This window comes from Corynebacterium sp. (genome assembly GCF_052107835.1).
In the GTDB taxonomy this organism is placed as follows: domain Bacteria; phylum Actinomycetota; class Actinomycetes; order Mycobacteriales; family Mycobacteriaceae; genus Corynebacterium.
This window is the reverse complement of sequence record NZ_JBQEDF010000025.1, coordinates 25,529-41,314: the sequence shown is the minus strand read 5'-3', so window position 1 is coordinate 41,314 and position 15,786 is coordinate 25,529. Positions and strand designations below refer to the sequence as shown.

Genomic DNA, 15,786 nt, shown 5'->3' with positions numbered 1-15,786 from the left:
CGCGCTTGATGCCCATGGGGTTGGAGCCGGCCGCGACGTTGCGCAGGCCCTCCTTCACCAGGGAGTGCGCCAGCACGGTGGCGGTGGTGGTGCCGTCACCGGCGACGTCGTCGGTCTTCTTGGCGACCTCCTTGACCAGCTCGGCGCCGATCTTCTCGTAGGGGTCCTCCAGGTCGATCTCCCGGGCGATGGTGACGCCGTCGTTGGTGATCATCGGGGCGCCCCACTTGCGCTCCAGAACAACGTTGCGGCCCTTGGGGCCGAGGGTGACCTTCACCGCGTCCGCGAGGGTGTTCAGACCCTTCTCCAGACCACGGCGAGCTTCCTCGTCGAATGCAATCATCTTTGCCATGTGGCTCTTGATCCTTACGTGTAGAGATACAAGCGACACGTTCGGTTCAGATCCAGCGCCCGCGACGGCACGGGCGGACGCATGCCGCAACGTCCACCCTCACTGCATCTGAGTGAGACTTCGTTCAAACTTCTGGCACTCCGCATGAGCAAGTGCTAACCCCCGTTTCTAGCAGTCTCCCGTGTCGAGTGCAAGCGGGACAACGTCTAGGCTGGACCGCATGACAGAGCAGACAGCAACCAGCCCCCTCACGCCCGAGGACGCCCGCGCCGCGATCGCCGACCAGATGCCGTGGGTCGAACAGGCCCTCACCGAACTCGTCGCCTTCCAGTCCATCCACTCCACACCCGGCCTGGAGGAGCACAACGCCGGTGCCGCCCGCTGGGTCAGCGAGGCTTTCCGCGGGGCCGGCGTCCCCGTCGAGGAGCACACCACGTCGGACGGCTCGGTCTCCGTCATCGGCGTGCGCGAGGCGGCACCGGGTTGGCCGACCGTCCTGCTCTACTCCCACTACGACGTGCAGCCCGCCTCGGACGTGGACAACTGGACGTCCTCGCCCTGGGAGCTGACCGAGCGCGGCGGCCGCTGGTACGGGCGCGGTGCCGCCGACTGCAAGGGGCACGTGATCATGCACCTCGCCGTGCTGCGCGCGATCAACGCGCTGCCCGACAGCGAGCCCCTGACCAAGGTCGGCATCCGCGTGGTCGTCGAGGGCTCCGAGGAGCGCGGGGGCTACGGGCTGGAGGATCTGCTGGAGTCCTCCCCGGAGCTCTTCGCCGCCGACACCTTCCTCATCGCCGACTCCGGCAATGACGCCCCCGGCGTCCCGGCGGTCTGTACCGCACTGCGGGGCAGTGCCCCGGTGACCGTGCGGCTGCGGACCCTGGACCAGCCCATGCACTCCGGCCAGTTCGGCGGTGCCGCGCCGGACGCCCTGCTCGCCCTGGTCCGGCTCATCGACACCCTGCACGACGGGGACGGACTGGTCGCCGTCGACGGGCTGGCGTCCGATGCCGTGTGGGAGGGACGCGGCCCCGACGAGGCCACCTTCCGTACGGACGCGGGTGTCCTGGACGGGGTGGACGTCCTGGGTGCGTCCCAGGGTCTGAAGCCCAATGACCTAACGATCACACGTCCCTCCATCACGGTGACCGGACTGGACTCCCTGTCCGTCGCCGACTCCGTCAACGCCGTGGTCGCCGAGGCCGGTGCGGTGGTCAGCCTGCGCGTCCCGCCGGGAATGGACCCCAGGGAGGCACAGGACGCCCTGGTCGCGCACCTGGAGTCCCACGTCCCGTACAACGCGGAGCTGGAGATCGAGCGCGGTTCGCTGGCGTCGCCGTTCTCGGCGGACACCTCCGGCCCCGCACTCGGCATCCTGACCGGTGCCCTGGCGGACGCCTACGGCGCGTCCGAGACCGCACAGATCGGCTCCGGCGGCTCGATCCCGCTCTGCAACGCCCTGCTGTCGCACTACCCGGACGCGGAGCTGGCGCTGTACGGCATCGAGGAGCCGTCCTGCCGCATCCACTCCGCGGACGAGTCTGTGTCACCTGATGAGATCCATCACATCGGTGCCGCTGAACTGCTCTTTCTCGCGCGGACCCACGAAAACTAGCATTTAAGTTGCCGTTCATCAGTGATGCAGATAACATCTCCCACATGATCAACACCCTTAAGCGAGTAGCCCACCCGGGTGGAGGAGCGGACTGACCCCTCCACCTCGGGGAGTCTCGCTATTCGCGACGGTTGCGTCGGTCCACATCCCACCGACCGCACACCGTAAAAAGGGAAGTACCACTCATGTTCGAGTCACAGGACAACAGGATGCCCACCACCACGATGATCCGCTTCGCGCGGCCCGAAGAAGCCGCCGGCGATCGTAGCGCTGCGACCTACACGGACCAGCCCGGCCTGCGGCGGTCCACCGCCGTCACCTTCCGGGAGGGCACCCCGACCCGCATCGAGAAGCGTCGCCAGCGCACCCGGGTCTTCGCCGAGGACCCTTTCCGCGCCCGCTTCGGCAAGCGCCTCCCCACCGGGATGCGCCAGGAGGCCCGCGGGATGGAGTGGCGGAGGTTCATCGCCACCTACGCCCCCACCGACCTGCGCGTCGAGTCCATGACCGCAACCCGGAGGCCCGCGGGCCGCAAGTCCTACGAACTGGCGATCACCGGCCTGTCCACGGGCACGGGTACGCGGGTCTCGATCACCGCGATGGGTGCGGCCTCGGCCATGACCCAGATCCTGGCCGACCACGGCCGCCGGGTCGAGATCGTCGAGTTCCACCAGTACGACATCTTCGAGGCGACCGTCACCTTCGTCTACGCCCAGCACGAGACGAAGAAGGTCTGGGCCGTCGGCTTCGGCGCCGACCGCGACCTGTCCATCGCCAATGCCCTGGCCTCCGCCGCCGGTCGGCTGCACGGCTGAAGACTTCCCGTCCGTCCTGCATTGCGCCGCGCGTGCGCAAGGCGCGCAACACGGTGCCGTCGTAGCATGGCACGAATGGACCGGCTCGCTCTTCCCGGCGTACAGCTACTGACGGCTGTGGCCTCCGCGGCAACGGCCGTCGCCGTGAGCCTGACCCTCGCCGCATCCGGCTGGGGAACCTGGGTACTGTCCGCGGTGCTCATCGCCGGGGTCCTTCCCAGCGTCGTGGTCGCGCCCGCCCTCGCACCGCTCCTGGATACACGGCATCTCCCCCGCCTTGCTTCCGTCCTGCTCGCCACCGAGGCCCTCTTTCTCCTCGTCGGCGCCACGTGCCCCACTCCCCCGGTGCTGGTGGGCATGGTTTTTTTGACAGGACTCTGTTCCTGCCTGAGCTCACCGGCTCTGCTTGCCCTGTCCCCGGCGCGGGACGAAGTACTCGGCGCACGGCCCTTCGCCCGGATGGATACCGCCCGCACCACCGGGATGTTCGTCGGACCTATTCTCGGCGGACTTCTCCACGACATGACGACCGTCGGGGTGGTCATCCTCCTCGAAGCCCTCGCCGTGATACTCAGCGCTGGCATTGTCCTCCTCGTCACGTTCCGCGTTGCCGGCCCGGGTCGCGTCAACTCCGGCCCAAACGATGCCTCCAACAACACATCCTCCCCGGCGAAGACATGGTGGGCCCGCATCGCCGAGGTTCCCTCTCTGATCCTCCGCGACCTGGCACTGCGCACCAGTCTCCTGGTCCTCAGCATCGGAATCATCTTCACCGCGGTCTTCTCCGTGGCTGAGGTACTGCTGGCGACCCAGGTGCTCGGCCTGTCCGGGCTCGGCTACGCCCTGATCATCCAGGCTTTCGTGGTCGGTCGCATCCTCGGTTCCCGACTGGGATCACACATTGCCCCCACGAACGCCGGGGTGTGGCTGACCGGTGGCGGAGCGCTGATGGGCGCAGGGCTGATTCTCGCCGGGCTCGTGCATCATGTCGTTCCGGTGGGATTCGGCTTCCTTATGGCGGGCGTCGCCAATGCCCTTCAGGTCGCCGCAATCCGGGCGCGGTTCGCCGCGACACTCCCGCCACGGTTGATGCCCAAGGCCCTGTCCTCGTTGGTGTCGGTGAACTCGGTGGCAATGGTGGTCGGCATGATCCTGGCCGCGCCACTCATCGACGTCGTCGGCCCCGCCACTGCACTGATCGTCGGCGGCGCCTGTACCGCCGTCGTGTCGCTCGGTGCGGTCCTCAGCGCCACATTCAGGAACTCTCCCCCACCGACCGTCGCAACGCGTCAACGGTCAGGTCCACCGCCGCGATCCAGGCGTCCGGCTGGGTGAAGCCCTCCTCCGCACCGACGTCACCGCGCGTGCGGACCCCGGGCTCCAGCGCCGCACCGTGCTCACGCGCCGTCGCCCGCTGCATGGCGTAGTCGCCGCCGCGCTCCATGATCCGGCGCACGTCCGCCAGTTCGGAACCACACCCCAGCTCATCGGCGATGGGTTCCAGGACCGTCAGCCAGTCGGCGATGCCCTCGGTGACCCAGCGCTCCGTGGTGTCCCGGTCGGTGATGATCAGGGCCTCCAGGCCGTAGCGTGCCGCCCGCCACTTGTTCTCCGCGACATGCCAGTACTGCAGTGTCGGCAGGTCCCTGCCCGCCGTCCACTCCCGCTCGTAGTGCACCACCAGGCAGTGGATGAAGGCGGCGATCGCACCGACCTCCCAGATCTCCATCGTGGAGTCGGCGAAGCGCACCTCCACCGTCCCGTACTTCGACGGACGAACATCGAAGTGCATCGACCCGGTGTGGTTGATCACCCCGGAACGGTCCTGGTCGACGTTGAACGCCTCCCACTCCTCCCAGTCGGCGAACTGGTAGGGCATTCCCGCGGTCGGAAGCTGCTGGTAGAGCAGTGTCCGGTTCGAGGCGTAGCCGGTGTCCAGCCCCTCCCACGCCGGGGACGACGCCGACAGTGCCAGGACGTGCGGGTACTGCGTCATCACCGCGTTGATGATGGGCCACACCCGGTCCCGTCCGCCGACGCCGACGTGCACGTGGATCCCCCAGATCAGCATCTGTCGGCCCCAGTACTGGGTGCGCTGGATGATCTCCTGGTAGCTCGACTTGCCGCTGAGGATCTGGTCGCCCCAGTGGGCGAAGGGGTGCGTCCCCGCGGAGAAGACATTCACGCCGAGGTCATCGGCGACAGCGAGAATCTGGGTCAGTTGCTCCCGCAGGTCCTCCACCGCCCCCGGGATCGTCCCATGGACGCCGGTGACCATCTCGACGGTGTTCGCGAGGAACTCCCGGGTGATCCGGTGGCCGGGAAACCGCTCGTCAAGGGCATCAACGAGCTCGGGGGCCTTGGCGACGAGGTCCCTGGTCTCGGGATCGACCAGGGCCACCTCCCACTCAATGCCGACCGTCGGGGCGGAGGACGGAAATTCCATGGGGAGGATGTTACTGCATCACCAGCACAATCAGCCGAGTGGACCGGTCAGGACCACCACGACGTTGTCGGCCCGGGGGCCGTTGCGGACGTCCGCCTCGCCGAAGCGGTCGTAGTAGTCCGGGTTCCCGGCGGACGCGGGGATACCGAGGTCACTTCCGAGTTCCTCGGCCGCGGCCTGGGCGGCGGCGTTGCCCTCCGGGTAGTAGACGCGGGACTCCTCGCTGATGCCGGTGACGCGTCCCTGCAGGTTGCCGTAGCCGACGTCGCTCCACTGCTCGTCGCGCAGGCGGTCGGCGGCGGACTGGGCGACGGGGTCACCACTGTTGTTCAGCACGGTGACCGCTGTCCCGGCGCGGTCGACCTCGGCGGGGGCACCGTCGGCGCCGTCCTGGCCTGCGGCACCGTCGGCACCGTCAGCGTTCCCGCCGGTGTCCCCGTCGGCCCCGTCTGCACCTTCCGCACCGTCACCGTCGGCGCCCTCTACACCATCGGCCCCGTCGGCATCGCCGGCGCCTGCCGCACCGTCACCGTCGGCGCCGCCGGCACCCTCAGCGCCGTCGCCGTTCTGGGTGTCCCCTTCGTCGCCGTCGTCCTGGCTGGCCACGGTGTCGCTGTCGTTGCCGTCGCCGGAGTCGCCCCCGACGAAGGAGTAGACACCCCAGGCGATGAGGATCACGGCAACGGCCGTGAGGATCATCGCCAGCCCGCGCAGCGGTGCCCCGCCGGCCGGCTTCTCCTTCTCCATCTCGGGCGACAGGCCGTCGCCGCCCGCCGCGGCACCTGACGCCGCGCCGGCGGCGCCGGTACCTGCACCGGTGTAGGCGAAATCCTCGTCGTAGGACGTGTCCGGGTTCGGGTCGTACACCGAGTCGCTGGGATCGCCGCGTTGAGGTCCGTTCTGATCAGTCACGCCGCAATCTTAACTGCTGTCACACCAGTCACACCACAGTGACACCCCGGGAGTTCAGCGATCACGCCGACGCAGCAACGTCCGCACCAGGACCGGGTCAACGTCCAGGGATTCGGGGCGCGCGATCAGCGCATTGAGCTGCTGGTAGTAGCGCACCGGGGCCACCCCGAACCGGCGGCGGATCTCCTCCGCCTTGGCCCCCTCGTCCCGCCACCACCGCGACTCGAAGGCGAGCATGTCCCTCTCCCGGTCACTCAGCGCCGCACCTTCCGAACCATCCATGTCACACGATCCTAATCTTGATCGATCGTGATACCGGAAATGACCCCACCGGGGCTGCCACCCGCGTACAGTACGTTTGCCTACCTGCACCGAGAGATCACCGGAGAACCCTGACCATGAGCACCGCCACCAGCCGGCACGAGACATCGCCGCCGGGCAAACAGACCCGCGAACAGAGGAGGGTGCTGGCCGGCACCCTCGTCGGAACCACCATCGAGTGGTACGACTTCTTCATCTACGCCCAGGCCGCCGCCTTCGTCTTCGCCCCCCTGTTCTTCGAGCCCCTCGGCCAGTCCACCCTGGCCCAGGTCATCTCCTGGGCGACGATCGGCATCAGCTTCCTCTTCCGCCCCCTCGGCGCCGTCATCGCTGGCCACCTCGGCGACAAGTACGGGCGCAAGGCCGTCCTGGTCGTCACCCTCTTCGGCATGGGGTTCGCCACGGCCCTGATCGGCCTGCTGCCCACCTACGAGACCATCGGCGTCGCCGCACCACTGCTGCTGATCCTGCTGCGCATCATGCAGGGACTGTCCGCCGGCGGCGAATGGGGCGGCGCGGCCCTGATGGCCGTCGAGCACGCCCCACGCGAGAAGCGCGGGCTGTTCGGCGCCTACCCGCAGATCGGCGTCCCCCTCGGCCTGATCCTCGCGACGACCTTCATGTTCATCATCACCACCTCCATGGACGACGCCACCTTCCAGTCCTGGGGCTGGCGGCTGCCGTTCCTGTCCTCGATCGTGCTGATCGTGGTCGGCTACGCCATCCGCCGTGCCGTGGAGGAGTCGCCGGTGTTCCTGGAGATGCAGAACCGCGCGAAGGAGGCCTCCACCCCGCTGAGCGACCTGTTCAAGCACCACTGGCGGCGCGTCCTGCTCGCCGCGTTCATCTTCGCCGGCAACAACGCCGCCGGCTACATGATCATCGCCTTCTTCTCGTCCTACGCGACCAGCGACAGCATCGGCATGGAACGCTCCGACACCCTGATCGCCACGCTGATCGGCGGCATCTCATGGCTGGTGCTGACCCTCTGGTCCGGCAGCATCTCCGACAGGATCGGACGCCGCCAGACGTTCGTCATCGGCTACGCCCTGCTGGCGGTGTGGGCGATCCCGATGTGGTTCTTCGTGGACAAGGGCGAACTGCTGTGGCTGGTCCTGGCGGTCGTGGTGCTCACCGTCGGCCTCGCACCGTCCTACGCCCCGCAGTCCGCCCTCTACGCCGAGATGTTCCCGGCGAAGGTGCGCTACTCCGGAACCTCCATCGGCTACGCCCTGGGCTCGATCCTCGGCGGCGCCTTCGCGCCGATGATCGCCCAGCTGCTTCTCGACAACACCGGGAACTCCTGGACGATCGGCGTGTACCTCGCCGCAATGGCCGTCATCTCCGGTGTGGCTGTGTGGCTGGTGCCCAAGTCCGTGGAGAAGTCGGACCTGCACGTCTGACGGCGGGCCCGCGGACTATTCTGTAGAGCATGTCTGTTCTGCCCGTCGTCATCTGCGGCGATCCCGTCCTGCACAATCCCACCGAGCCCGTCGCGGACGCCGAGATCGGCACCGCGGCCCTCAACGACCTCATCGCCGACATGGTCGAGACCCTCGACCTGGCCCACGGCGTGGGGCTCGCGGCCAACCAGGTGGGGGTCTCCAAGCGCCTGTTCGTCTACCACTGCCCCGACATCGACGGCCCCGACGGCACCCGCAAGCCGGACGCCGACATCGACGCGCAAGGCGGCCCGATGCGCAGCGGCCTGGTCATCAACCCGGTGCTCGAGACCTCCGAGATCCCCGAGACCATGCCGGACCCCGAGGATGACGTGGAGGGCTGCCTCTCCGTCCCCGGCTACGACTTCCCCACCGGACGCGCCGACTGGGCCCGCGTCTCCGGCATCGACGCCAACGGCGACGAGGTGAGTGTCGAGGGCCACGGCTTCTTCGCCCGCTGCCTGCAGCACGAGGTCGGGCACCTGGACGGGTTCCTCTACATCGACACCCTCGTCGGGCGGAACAAGCGCGCGGCGAAGAAGACCGTGAAGCACGAGGGGTGGACGGTACCCGGCAACTCCTGGACCCCCGGCGTGGACGCCGACCCCTTCGGCCACGATGAGTGACACCTCCTGGTCCGGAGCGCACGCCGGCGCCCGCCCGCCGCAGGACACCGGTCTGCCCTTCGCCGTCTCACGCCACACCGACCCGGTGAGCGTGCGGGCCGGTGCACGCGCCACCGTGCGCCACCTGGCCGGCGGGCTCAACCCGGACACGGGACGCCCACTGGTCAGCGATGTGATCGGCGTGATCGATTCGCTGGAGCCGCTGGTCATCCGCGACAGGTCCGGGCGGGAGCACACGGTCCCCGCGCAGGACGTCGTCGTGCTGAAGACCCTGGCGGACCGTCCGGTGCGCGTCGCCGACATCCGCGCGATCGAGCAGGCCACCGCCGCCGCCTTCCCCGGCACCGCCAACGAGACCGTGGACGGCTGGCTGCTCCGCGCCGGTGACGGCATCACCGAACGCTCCAACTCCGCCGTCCCCCTGGGACCCGAGACCGGCATGACCCCGGTCCCCCTTGACCGGATCCGCGCCTTCTACCACGACCACGGTCTGCCGGTGCGCCTGCTGGTCCCCGACCGCGTCGCCCGGCCGGCCGAGCAGATCGCGGGCATGCCCGAGGTGCAGCGCGGCCCCGAGATCATCGTCATGGCACGTGACCTCTCCGGCGGTCTTCCGGAGATCCCGTCCGTCGACCTCGATGGCGGCACCGTGGATTTCCGCGTCACCGACAAGCCGGACGACGACTGGCTCAGTCTGTACCACTTCCGCGGCGAGCCCCTGCCCGAGCACGCCCTGCGCCTGCTCTCCGACCGGATCGACGGCACCCTCGGCTTCGCGGGGATCACCGTCGACGGCGAGCTCGTCGCCGTCACCCGCGGCACCGTCACCACCGGTGGTTCCGAACAGCACCTGGGCTACTCCGCCGTCGAGGTCGCCCCGCAGTGGCGGCGCCGCGGACTGGGCACCCTGATGGGAACCGCGATGCTGCACTGGGGACGCGACAACGGTGCGACCCGCAGCTACCTGCAGGTCATCGCGTCCAACGACGCAGGACGCGGCCTCTACCACTCCCTCGGGTTCTCCGAGCACCACAGGCACCGGTGCCTGACCCTTCCCGGGGAGCAGGAAAAAGATAGTGTGTAGCGCATGAGGATAGCGACGTGGAACATCAACTCGGCGCGCAACCGTGAGCAACGCATCCGGGACTTCCTGGACCGCTCGGACGTCGACGTCCTGTGCCTCCAGGAGACCAAGTGCGCCGACGACCAGTTCCCCGACTTCTCCGGGACCGGCTACGAACAGGCCCACGCCGGGGTGAACGCGTGGAACGGGGTGGCGATCCTGTCCCGGGTCGGGATCACGGACGTGCGCACCAGCTTCGGCCAGCCCGGCTTCGACAAGGACCCGGACGCCGAACCGGCCATCGAGCCACGCGCCATCGGCGCGGTGTGCGGCGGCGTGGAGGTGTGGAGCCTCTACGTCCCCAACGGCCGCGACATCCCCGACCGCCACTACACCTACAAGCTCGACTTCCTCGACGCCCTGACGTCCTACCTGCAGGGACGGGATTCCCCGGTTGTCACCGTGGGCGACTTCAACATCATCCCCACCGACGGGGACGTCTGGGACCGCAGCTACTTCGACGGCAAGACCCATGTGACGCCGCGGGAACGCGCCGCCCTGGAACGCCTCGTCACCGACGGCGGGATGGAGGAGTCCACCGCGTCGCTGGAGGGGACGTACTCCTACTGGGACTACCAGGCGATGCGCTTCCAGCGGAACCAGGGCGTCCGCATCGACCTTCAGTTCAGCCGGGACCTGTCCCCCGGGCGTGCCTGGGTCGACAAGGATGAACGCTCCGGCAAGGGTGCCTCCGACCACGCCCCCGTGATCGTGGACTACACGGGGGTGCCGCAGTGACGTGGGGGGAGTTCTGGGATTTCATCAATCCCTCCGGCATCGGGTTCCCCCTGCTCGGCCACTACATCTCCGCCGACCTGATGTGGTGGCAGTGGACGCTGGTCGTCTTCGACCTGCTGCTCCGCGTCGCCGCCCTGGGCTACGTGCCCTCGCAGCGCAAACCCACCAGCGCCATGGCATGGCTGCTGGCCATCTTCCTCATTCCGCTGGTCGGCATCGTCCTGTTCCTCCTGGTCGGCTCGCCGTACATCAACCGGCGACGGCACCGGATCCAGAACCAGGCCAATGAACTGATCCGCACGGTGAGCAACGGGGAGCCCGACATTCCCGGGGGGCACGCCGTGTCCGACGAGGTTGCCAGCATGGTGCAGCTCAACCGCAGACTCACCTCCATGCCTGCCACCACCGGGAGCCTCGTGGCCCTGCACTCCGACTACGAGGGGTCCTTCCGTGCCATGGCGGATGCCGTGGACCGTGCGCAACGCTACGTCAACGTGCAGATCTACATCACGGCGTGGGACGACACCACCGATGTCTTCTTCGCGTCCCTGGAGCGCGCCGTCCTTCGCGGTGTGAAGGTCCGCCTGATGTTCGACCACGTCGGAAGCTGGAAGTACCCCGGCTACCGGACGCTGGGCAAGCGGCTCACCGCCATCGGTGTCGACTGGATGCTGATGCTGCCCCTGCAGCCGTGGAAGTGGCGGTTCAGGCGTCCGGACCTGCGCAACCACCGCAAGATCGTGGTCGTCGACGGGCACACCGCCTTCATGGGCAGCCAGAACATGATCGACTCCAGCTACCTGAAGGAGAAGAACCGGAAGGTGGGACGCCACTGGGTCGATGTCATGGCGGAGGTCTCGGGCCCCATCGTGACCAGCCTTGAGGCGGTGTTCGCCGTCGACTGGTTCACCGAGTCCAGGGAGGAGCTCGACCTGCTCTCCCCCACCCAGGCGACCGACTGGCTCGACCACGACACCCAGCCGCAGATCCCCGACCCCGGGACGGAGATCCTGCAGGTCATCCCGTCCGGCCCCGGGTTCACCACCGAGCCGAACCTGCGCCTGTTCACCTCCATCGCCCATCACGCCAAGGAACACCTGGTGCTGGTCAGCCCCTACTTCGTCCCCGACGAATCCCTGCTGGACGCGGTGACCACCGCCGCCTACCGGGGAGTGACCGTCGAACTCTTCGTCTCGGAGAAGGCGGACCAGGCCCTGGTCGACTTCGCCCAGTCGTCCTACTACGCTGAACTCCTCAACGCCGGGGTCCGGATCTACCGCTACCCCAGCCCCGCGGTACTGCACACCAAGTTCGTGATCGCCGACAACGAGGTCGCGGTGATCGGGTCGTCGAACATGGACATCAGGTCATTTGAACTGAACTACGAGGTGACCATGCTTGCCGGGGAAGGGGGCCTACTGCGGTCCATGCAGGAACTGGCTGACGACTACCGTTCCGTGTGCAGCGAACTGACCGGGGAAGCCTGGGGAAACCGGCGGCTGGCGCGCCGATATGTCGAGAATGTCGCCCGGCTTACCTCCGCGCTGCAGTGAGTGGCTTACAATGTCATAAACACATAGGACCGAGAAACTACCGAGTACCCCGACCACACGACCCGCCCCAGGACCACCCGAGGAGAGAAGGAGCCCACCATGGCCAGTAACATCCAGGACACCAGGGACTCATTGGACGACGATTTCGTCACCGACCCCGTCCACGACCAGATCCGCGGTCACCGGGCACCGGAGATCCTCCCCGAGATCGACGTCGCCGAGATCGCCACCGCGGTCTACGACTTCCTCTCCGCACTGCGGCGGCTGATGGACAGACCCAACCACAAGTTGGCGATCTCCCAGTCCGAGATCGAGGTCCTGCACTTCATCGCCCAGCACCCCGGGTGCGGTGTGTCCGACGTCGCCCGGCTGCGTTTCCTGCGGGCGTCCAATGTCTCGGCGACGGTACGCCGCCTGATCAACTCCGGGCTGGTTCTGCGCCAGGCCAACGACCAGGACCGGCGCGCCCAGGACCTCTACCTGTCGGACGAGGGCATCGAGATGCTGAACTCGATCACCGATGAATGGGCGATGCTGATCGCCCGGGCGGCCAAGCGGATGGACGGCCGCGACCTGGCGAAGCTGCGCCGCGGCGTCCCCGCGCTGCGCAACCTGTCGATCGCGGCGGAGAGTCTGATCGAGGACATCCAGCGCAGCCGGAGCTAGGCGGGGGCCGCTCCTCAGTCGCGCGGCGGCTTCTCGGGCCGGGGGGACGCGGACCACGCACGGGCACCACGGCGCCCCAGTAAACCACCGGTGGCCGACACCACGGCACACACCACCATGACGACCGCCATCGTCAGCAGCGCGTCCTCCCCCAGTCCCACCAGCGGCGCCACGGAACCGGCGACCAGGAACTGCGCGGCCCCCAGCAGGGCCGACGCCGCCCCCGCACGGCCCGGGGCGAGATCCATCGCCTGCGCGGTGGTGTTGCCCATGTTCAGGCCGTTGCCGATCGTCGCGACGAAGGTGAAGACGATCACCAGGATCAGGGAGTGCAGCGTCAGCGCGGTGACCAGCAGTCCCGCCGCACCGAGCACCAGGAGTCCCTGGCCGATAGCCTGCATCCGTGGCGCGCCCACCCGCACCACGACCCGCACATTGAGCATGTTGGCCAGCACCAGCGCCACCGCGTTGCCCGCGAACACCAGGCTGAACACCGACGCCGACAGGCCGAACTCCTCCTGCATCACGAAGGACGACCCGGACACGAACGCGAAGAAGGCCCCGAACCCGATGGCGAAGGCCACCAGGTGGCCCATGTAGGGCCCGACGCGGAAGAGTCCGGCCATCCGGCGGTACACGACCAGCACCGACCCGGTGGCCCGCTTGTCGGCGGGGTGGGTCTCCGGCAGGGCGAGTGCCACGATGACCTGGAGGACGGCGATGCCGGCCAGTGTCCAGAACACCGCCCGCCACCCGGCGAGACCGGCCACCGCACCGCCGATGACCGGCGCGAGGATCGGCGCGACGGAGGTGAAGACCATCATCGTCGACAGAGCCGACGCCGCGGCAGCGCCGCTGAGCCGGTCGGAGATCATGGCGCGGCCGAGTGACACGCCCGCCCCGCCCGCGGCCCCCTGGAAGAAGCGCACCACCACGAAGATGCCGATGGACGGCGCGAATGCACAGATCACCGAGGCGACGAGCCCGACAACGGTGGCCCCGACCAGCAGCCTGTTGCGCCCCATGCGGTCGGAGAGCGGACCGACCACGAGCTGGCCGGCGGCCATGCCGACCATGAAGGCGGTGATCGTCAGCTGCGTCAGGGAGGCGGTGGTGCCCAGGTCGTCGGCGATCTCCGGCAGGGACGGCAGGTACATGTCCGTACCGAACGGGCCGCCGGTGGACAGCAGGGCGATGCCGAGCAGCATCGCCAGGGGGATCGCCGGGGCGGGCCTGGGTCCGGGGGTGCGGGGTGAGTCTGCCATAACCCGGATCAGTCTACGCAGCACCCACCCGCCCCGGTATGGGGACTACCTGTATCAGGCGTCCCGGCGGCGCAGCGTCACCACACCCGCGATGAAGATGACGAGACAGACCGCGATGAAGTACACGACCGAGCCGGTCTGCCCCCACGGAGCATTGTCGAGGTCGGACATCGAGAATGCGGCATTCATGTTCTTGAAGGGAAGGTACTGGGGAATCCAGTCCTGAATCTTCGGGATCATGCCGATGATGTCCTCCAGGACCAGGACCCACAGGAGCACGACCGCCATCGCGCCGGCGGTACGGCGAAGCATGTAGGCCACACCGATCGCCAGTCCCACCCCGAACAGCGTGTAGATCACCATGCGGAGAATGATCGTCCAGGCGTCGTCGGCGGACAGCGACATACGATCGAGAATCACGGACTCATCGATCTGGGTACCGGCTATCCAGCGCCCGAAGTAGATACACGCGATGCTGGTGACCAGGGTGACCACAACAGTGAGGGCGCCATAGACGATCCACTTCGCCACCGGCAGCTGCCACCGCTTCGGGGCCGCCAGGGCACTGGACTTCGCGGTGCCGTTACCGTACTCGCCCGTGACCAGCAACACTGACTGGATCAGGATGATCATCAATCCGAAGAGCTGCATGCCGAACATGACATTGACCAGGTTCAGCGCCTCGGCCGACGCCGCGGCAAGTTCCGGGTCCCCGTCCTCGGTGAACTGCTTGTACGAGAACGCGTTTCCCCACGCCATGAAGGCACTGAGGCTCAGAGCCACCACGAAGATCAGCGCCGTCGTCCAGTACACGCCCTTGGTGGTGCGGATCTTGATCCACTCTGCGCGGATGGTGTTGAGCAGCATCACTTCTCCCCCTCGCGGATGTCGGCGTCCTTGAGACCCGGTGCGGCCGGCGGTGCCCCGCCGGTGTCCGTCGGCAGGTCCGGGAGGTCACCCACCTCACCCATGTCCTCCCCGAGCGAGGCATGGTAGTCGACCGCGTGCCCGGTCATCCGCATGAAGGCGTCCTCCAGCGAGGCACGCTGCTCACTGAGTTCGCGCAGCAGCAGCCCGTAGCTGTAGGCGATCCTGCCGACGGTGTCGGTCTCGGTGTCCTCCATCACCAGCCTCGGGCGGCCCTCGTCGTCCGTGGACTCGGTGAACACCACGTCCTGCTCGGTCAGCGCGTCCTTCATCTCGGCGAGGTGGTCGGTACGCACCACCGTGGTGGCCGTGGACGCGTTCTTGATGAAGTCGTGGGTGGAGGTGTCCGCCACCAGTGCTCCGCGCCCGATCACCACGAGGTGGTCGGCGGTCATCGACATCTCCGACAGCAGGTGGGAGCTGATCATCACCGTGCGCCCCTCGGACGCCAGGTGCCGCACGAAGTCACGCACCCAGCGGATGCCCTCCGGGTCCAGGCCGTTGACCGGCTCGTCCAGGATCAGCACCTCCGGGTCACCGAGCAGTGCCACGGCCAGGCCGAGCCGCTGCCCCATGCCGAGGGAGAAGTTCCCCGCCTTCTTGCCGGCGACCTCGGTCAGGCCGACCAGGTCGAGGACCTCGTCGACCCGCTTGTGGGAGATCCCGTTCGCCGTCGCCATCCACTTCAGGTGGTTCGCGGCACTGCGGTTCGGGTGGACCCACTTCGCGTCCAGCAGCGTACCGACCTTGTCCAGCGGCTTCGCGTACTCGTCGTAGCGCTTCCCGTCGATGGTCGCACTCCCGGCCGAGGCGCGGTCCAGCCCCACGATCATGCGCATCGTCGTGGACTTGCCTGCACCGTTCGGCCCCAGGAACCCGGTGACGATACCGGGCTTGACCGTGAAGTTCAGGTCGTCCACGACGGTCGCGGAACCGTACCGCTTGGTCAGGGATTCGACTTCAATCATGCGCTCCATGGTGC

The 15,786-nt window shown here is 67.9% G+C and carries 16 protein-coding genes; 9 read left to right on the top strand and 7 right to left on the bottom strand.

From position 1 onward, the window contains the following. Positions 1–352 (bottom strand): TCP-1/cpn60 chaperonin family protein (locus tag ACTIL2_RS07985; RefSeq protein WP_442336925.1); only part of this gene is annotated, 352 nt, incomplete at its 3' end. Positions 353–572: 220 nt separating this feature from the next. Between ACTIL2_RS07985 and ACTIL2_RS07980 the strand changes: the two genes are divergently transcribed. The 3 genes from ACTIL2_RS07980 to ACTIL2_RS07970 all read left to right on the top strand — a co-directional run bounded on the left by ACTIL2_RS07980 (position 573) and on the right by ACTIL2_RS07970 (position 4,120). Continuing rightward, positions 573–1,970 (top strand): dipeptidase, encoded by a 1,398-nt coding sequence (locus tag ACTIL2_RS07980; RefSeq protein WP_442336924.1) that lies wholly within the window; start codon positions 573–575, stop codon positions 1,968–1,970. Positions 1,971–2,155: 185 nt separating this feature from the next. After that, positions 2,156–2,785 (top strand): hypothetical protein, encoded by a 630-nt coding sequence (locus tag ACTIL2_RS07975; protein ID WP_442336923.1) that lies wholly within the window; start codon positions 2,156–2,158, stop codon positions 2,783–2,785. 75 nt (positions 2,786–2,860) lie between these two features. Then, entirely contained in the window at positions 2,861–4,120 is a 1,260-nt protein-coding gene (locus tag ACTIL2_RS07970) for an MFS transporter (protein WP_442336922.1), read from the top strand. Here ACTIL2_RS07970 and ACTIL2_RS07965 read toward each other — a convergent pair. The 3 genes from ACTIL2_RS07965 to ACTIL2_RS07955 are packed head-to-tail and all read right to left on the bottom strand — an operon-like array spanning position 4,041 to position 6,425. Continuing rightward, entirely contained in the window at positions 4,041–5,231 is a 1,191-nt protein-coding gene (locus ACTIL2_RS07965; protein ID WP_442336921.1) for a glutamate--cysteine ligase, read from the bottom strand. The two genes, ACTIL2_RS07970 and ACTIL2_RS07965, sit on opposite strands and share 80 nt — an antisense overlap. A gap of 30 nt (positions 5,232–5,261) precedes the next feature. Continuing rightward, on the bottom strand, positions 5,262–6,143 hold the full coding sequence (locus ACTIL2_RS07960; protein ID WP_442336920.1) for a LytR C-terminal domain-containing protein: 882 nt from the start codon (positions 6,141–6,143) through the stop codon (positions 5,262–5,264). Positions 6,144–6,197: 54 nt separating this feature from the next. Continuing rightward, positions 6,198–6,425, bottom strand: a complete 228-nt coding sequence (locus ACTIL2_RS07955) for a DUF3263 domain-containing protein (protein WP_442336919.1) — start codon at positions 6,423–6,425, stop codon at positions 6,198–6,200. Positions 6,426–6,541: 116 nt separating this feature from the next. Here ACTIL2_RS07955 and ACTIL2_RS07950 point away from each other — a divergent pair, with 116 nt between their 5' ends. The 6 genes from ACTIL2_RS07950 to ACTIL2_RS07925 all read left to right on the top strand — a co-directional run bounded on the left by ACTIL2_RS07950 (position 6,542) and on the right by ACTIL2_RS07925 (position 12,612). Further along, entirely contained in the window at positions 6,542–7,867 is a 1,326-nt protein-coding gene (locus ACTIL2_RS07950) for an MFS transporter (protein WP_442336918.1), read from the top strand. Positions 7,868–7,896: 29 nt separating this feature from the next. After that, positions 7,897–8,532 (top strand): peptide deformylase, encoded by a 636-nt coding sequence (locus ACTIL2_RS07945; RefSeq protein ID WP_442336917.1) that lies wholly within the window; start codon positions 7,897–7,899, stop codon positions 8,530–8,532. Continuing rightward, a complete protein-coding gene (locus tag ACTIL2_RS07940) occupies positions 8,525–9,616 on the top strand; it encodes an N-acetylglutamate synthase, CG3035 family (protein WP_442336916.1) in 1,092 nt (363 codons plus the stop codon). Before ACTIL2_RS07945 ends, ACTIL2_RS07940 begins: the two co-directional genes overlap by 8 nt. A gap of 3 nt (positions 9,617–9,619) precedes the next feature. Then, positions 9,620–10,393, top strand: a complete 774-nt coding sequence (locus tag ACTIL2_RS07935; RefSeq protein WP_442336915.1) for an exodeoxyribonuclease III — start codon at positions 9,620–9,622, stop codon at positions 10,391–10,393. An 80-nt stretch (positions 10,394–10,473) separates the two neighbouring features. Continuing rightward, entirely contained in the window at positions 10,474–11,946 is a 1,473-nt protein-coding gene (gene cls, locus ACTIL2_RS07930) for a cardiolipin synthase (RefSeq protein WP_442336927.1), read from the top strand. A gap of 99 nt (positions 11,947–12,045) precedes the next feature. Next, positions 12,046–12,612 carry a MarR family winged helix-turn-helix transcriptional regulator gene (locus ACTIL2_RS07925; RefSeq protein WP_442336914.1) on the top strand — a complete coding sequence of 189 codons (567 nt, stop codon included), beginning with the start codon at positions 12,046–12,048 and terminating at the stop codon, positions 12,610–12,612. Positions 12,613–12,626: 14 nt separating this feature from the next. Here ACTIL2_RS07925 and ACTIL2_RS07920 read toward each other — a convergent pair whose 3' ends face one another. The 3 genes from ACTIL2_RS07920 to ACTIL2_RS07910 are packed head-to-tail and all read right to left on the bottom strand — an operon-like array spanning position 12,627 to position 15,772. After that, positions 12,627–13,877, bottom strand: coding sequence for a multidrug effflux MFS transporter (locus tag ACTIL2_RS07920; RefSeq protein WP_442336913.1), 1,251 nt, complete (start codon positions 13,875–13,877; stop codon positions 12,627–12,629). A gap of 54 nt (positions 13,878–13,931) precedes the next feature. Then, entirely contained in the window at positions 13,932–14,744 is an 813-nt protein-coding gene (locus ACTIL2_RS07915) for an ABC transporter permease subunit (RefSeq protein ID WP_442336912.1), read from the bottom strand. Beyond that, entirely contained in the window at positions 14,744–15,772 is a 1,029-nt protein-coding gene (locus ACTIL2_RS07910; RefSeq protein WP_442336911.1) for an ABC transporter ATP-binding protein, read from the bottom strand. The genes ACTIL2_RS07915 and ACTIL2_RS07910 overlap by 1 nt, the downstream gene beginning before the upstream one ends. Positions 15,773–15,786: the final 14 nt, after the last annotated feature.

Coding starts and splice junctions, on each gene's coding strand:
- ACTIL2_RS07980 (WP_442336924.1), top strand. CDS start 573: ATGACAGAGCAGACAGCAACCAGCCCCCTCACGCCCGAGGACGCCCGC.
- ACTIL2_RS07975 (WP_442336923.1), top strand. CDS start 2,156: ATGTTCGAGTCACAGGACAACAGGATGCCCACCACCACGATGATCCGC.
- ACTIL2_RS07970 (WP_442336922.1), top strand. CDS start 2,861: ATGGACCGGCTCGCTCTTCCCGGCGTACAGCTACTGACGGCTGTGGCC.
- ACTIL2_RS07965 (WP_442336921.1), bottom strand. CDS start 5,231: ATGGAATTTCCGTCCTCCGCCCCGACGGTCGGCATTGAGTGGGAGGTG.
- ACTIL2_RS07955 (WP_442336919.1), bottom strand. CDS start 6,425: ATGGATGGTTCGGAAGGTGCGGCGCTGAGTGACCGGGAGAGGGACATG.
- ACTIL2_RS07950 (WP_442336918.1), top strand. CDS start 6,542: ATGAGCACCGCCACCAGCCGGCACGAGACATCGCCGCCGGGCAAACAG.
- ACTIL2_RS07945 (WP_442336917.1), top strand. CDS start 7,897: ATGTCTGTTCTGCCCGTCGTCATCTGCGGCGATCCCGTCCTGCACAAT.
- ACTIL2_RS07940 (WP_442336916.1), top strand. CDS start 8,525: ATGAGTGACACCTCCTGGTCCGGAGCGCACGCCGGCGCCCGCCCGCCG.
- ACTIL2_RS07935 (WP_442336915.1), top strand. CDS start 9,620: ATGAGGATAGCGACGTGGAACATCAACTCGGCGCGCAACCGTGAGCAA.
- cls (WP_442336927.1), top strand. CDS start 10,474: ATGTGGTGGCAGTGGACGCTGGTCGTCTTCGACCTGCTGCTCCGCGTC.
- ACTIL2_RS07925 (WP_442336914.1), top strand. CDS start 12,046: ATGGCCAGTAACATCCAGGACACCAGGGACTCATTGGACGACGATTTC.
- ACTIL2_RS07920 (WP_442336913.1), bottom strand. CDS start 13,877: ATGGCAGACTCACCCCGCACCCCCGGACCCAGGCCCGCCCCGGCGATC.
- ACTIL2_RS07915 (WP_442336912.1), bottom strand. CDS start 14,744: ATGCTGCTCAACACCATCCGCGCAGAGTGGATCAAGATCCGCACCACC.
- ACTIL2_RS07910 (WP_442336911.1), bottom strand. CDS start 15,772: ATGATTGAAGTCGAATCCCTGACCAAGCGGTACGGTTCCGCGACCGTC.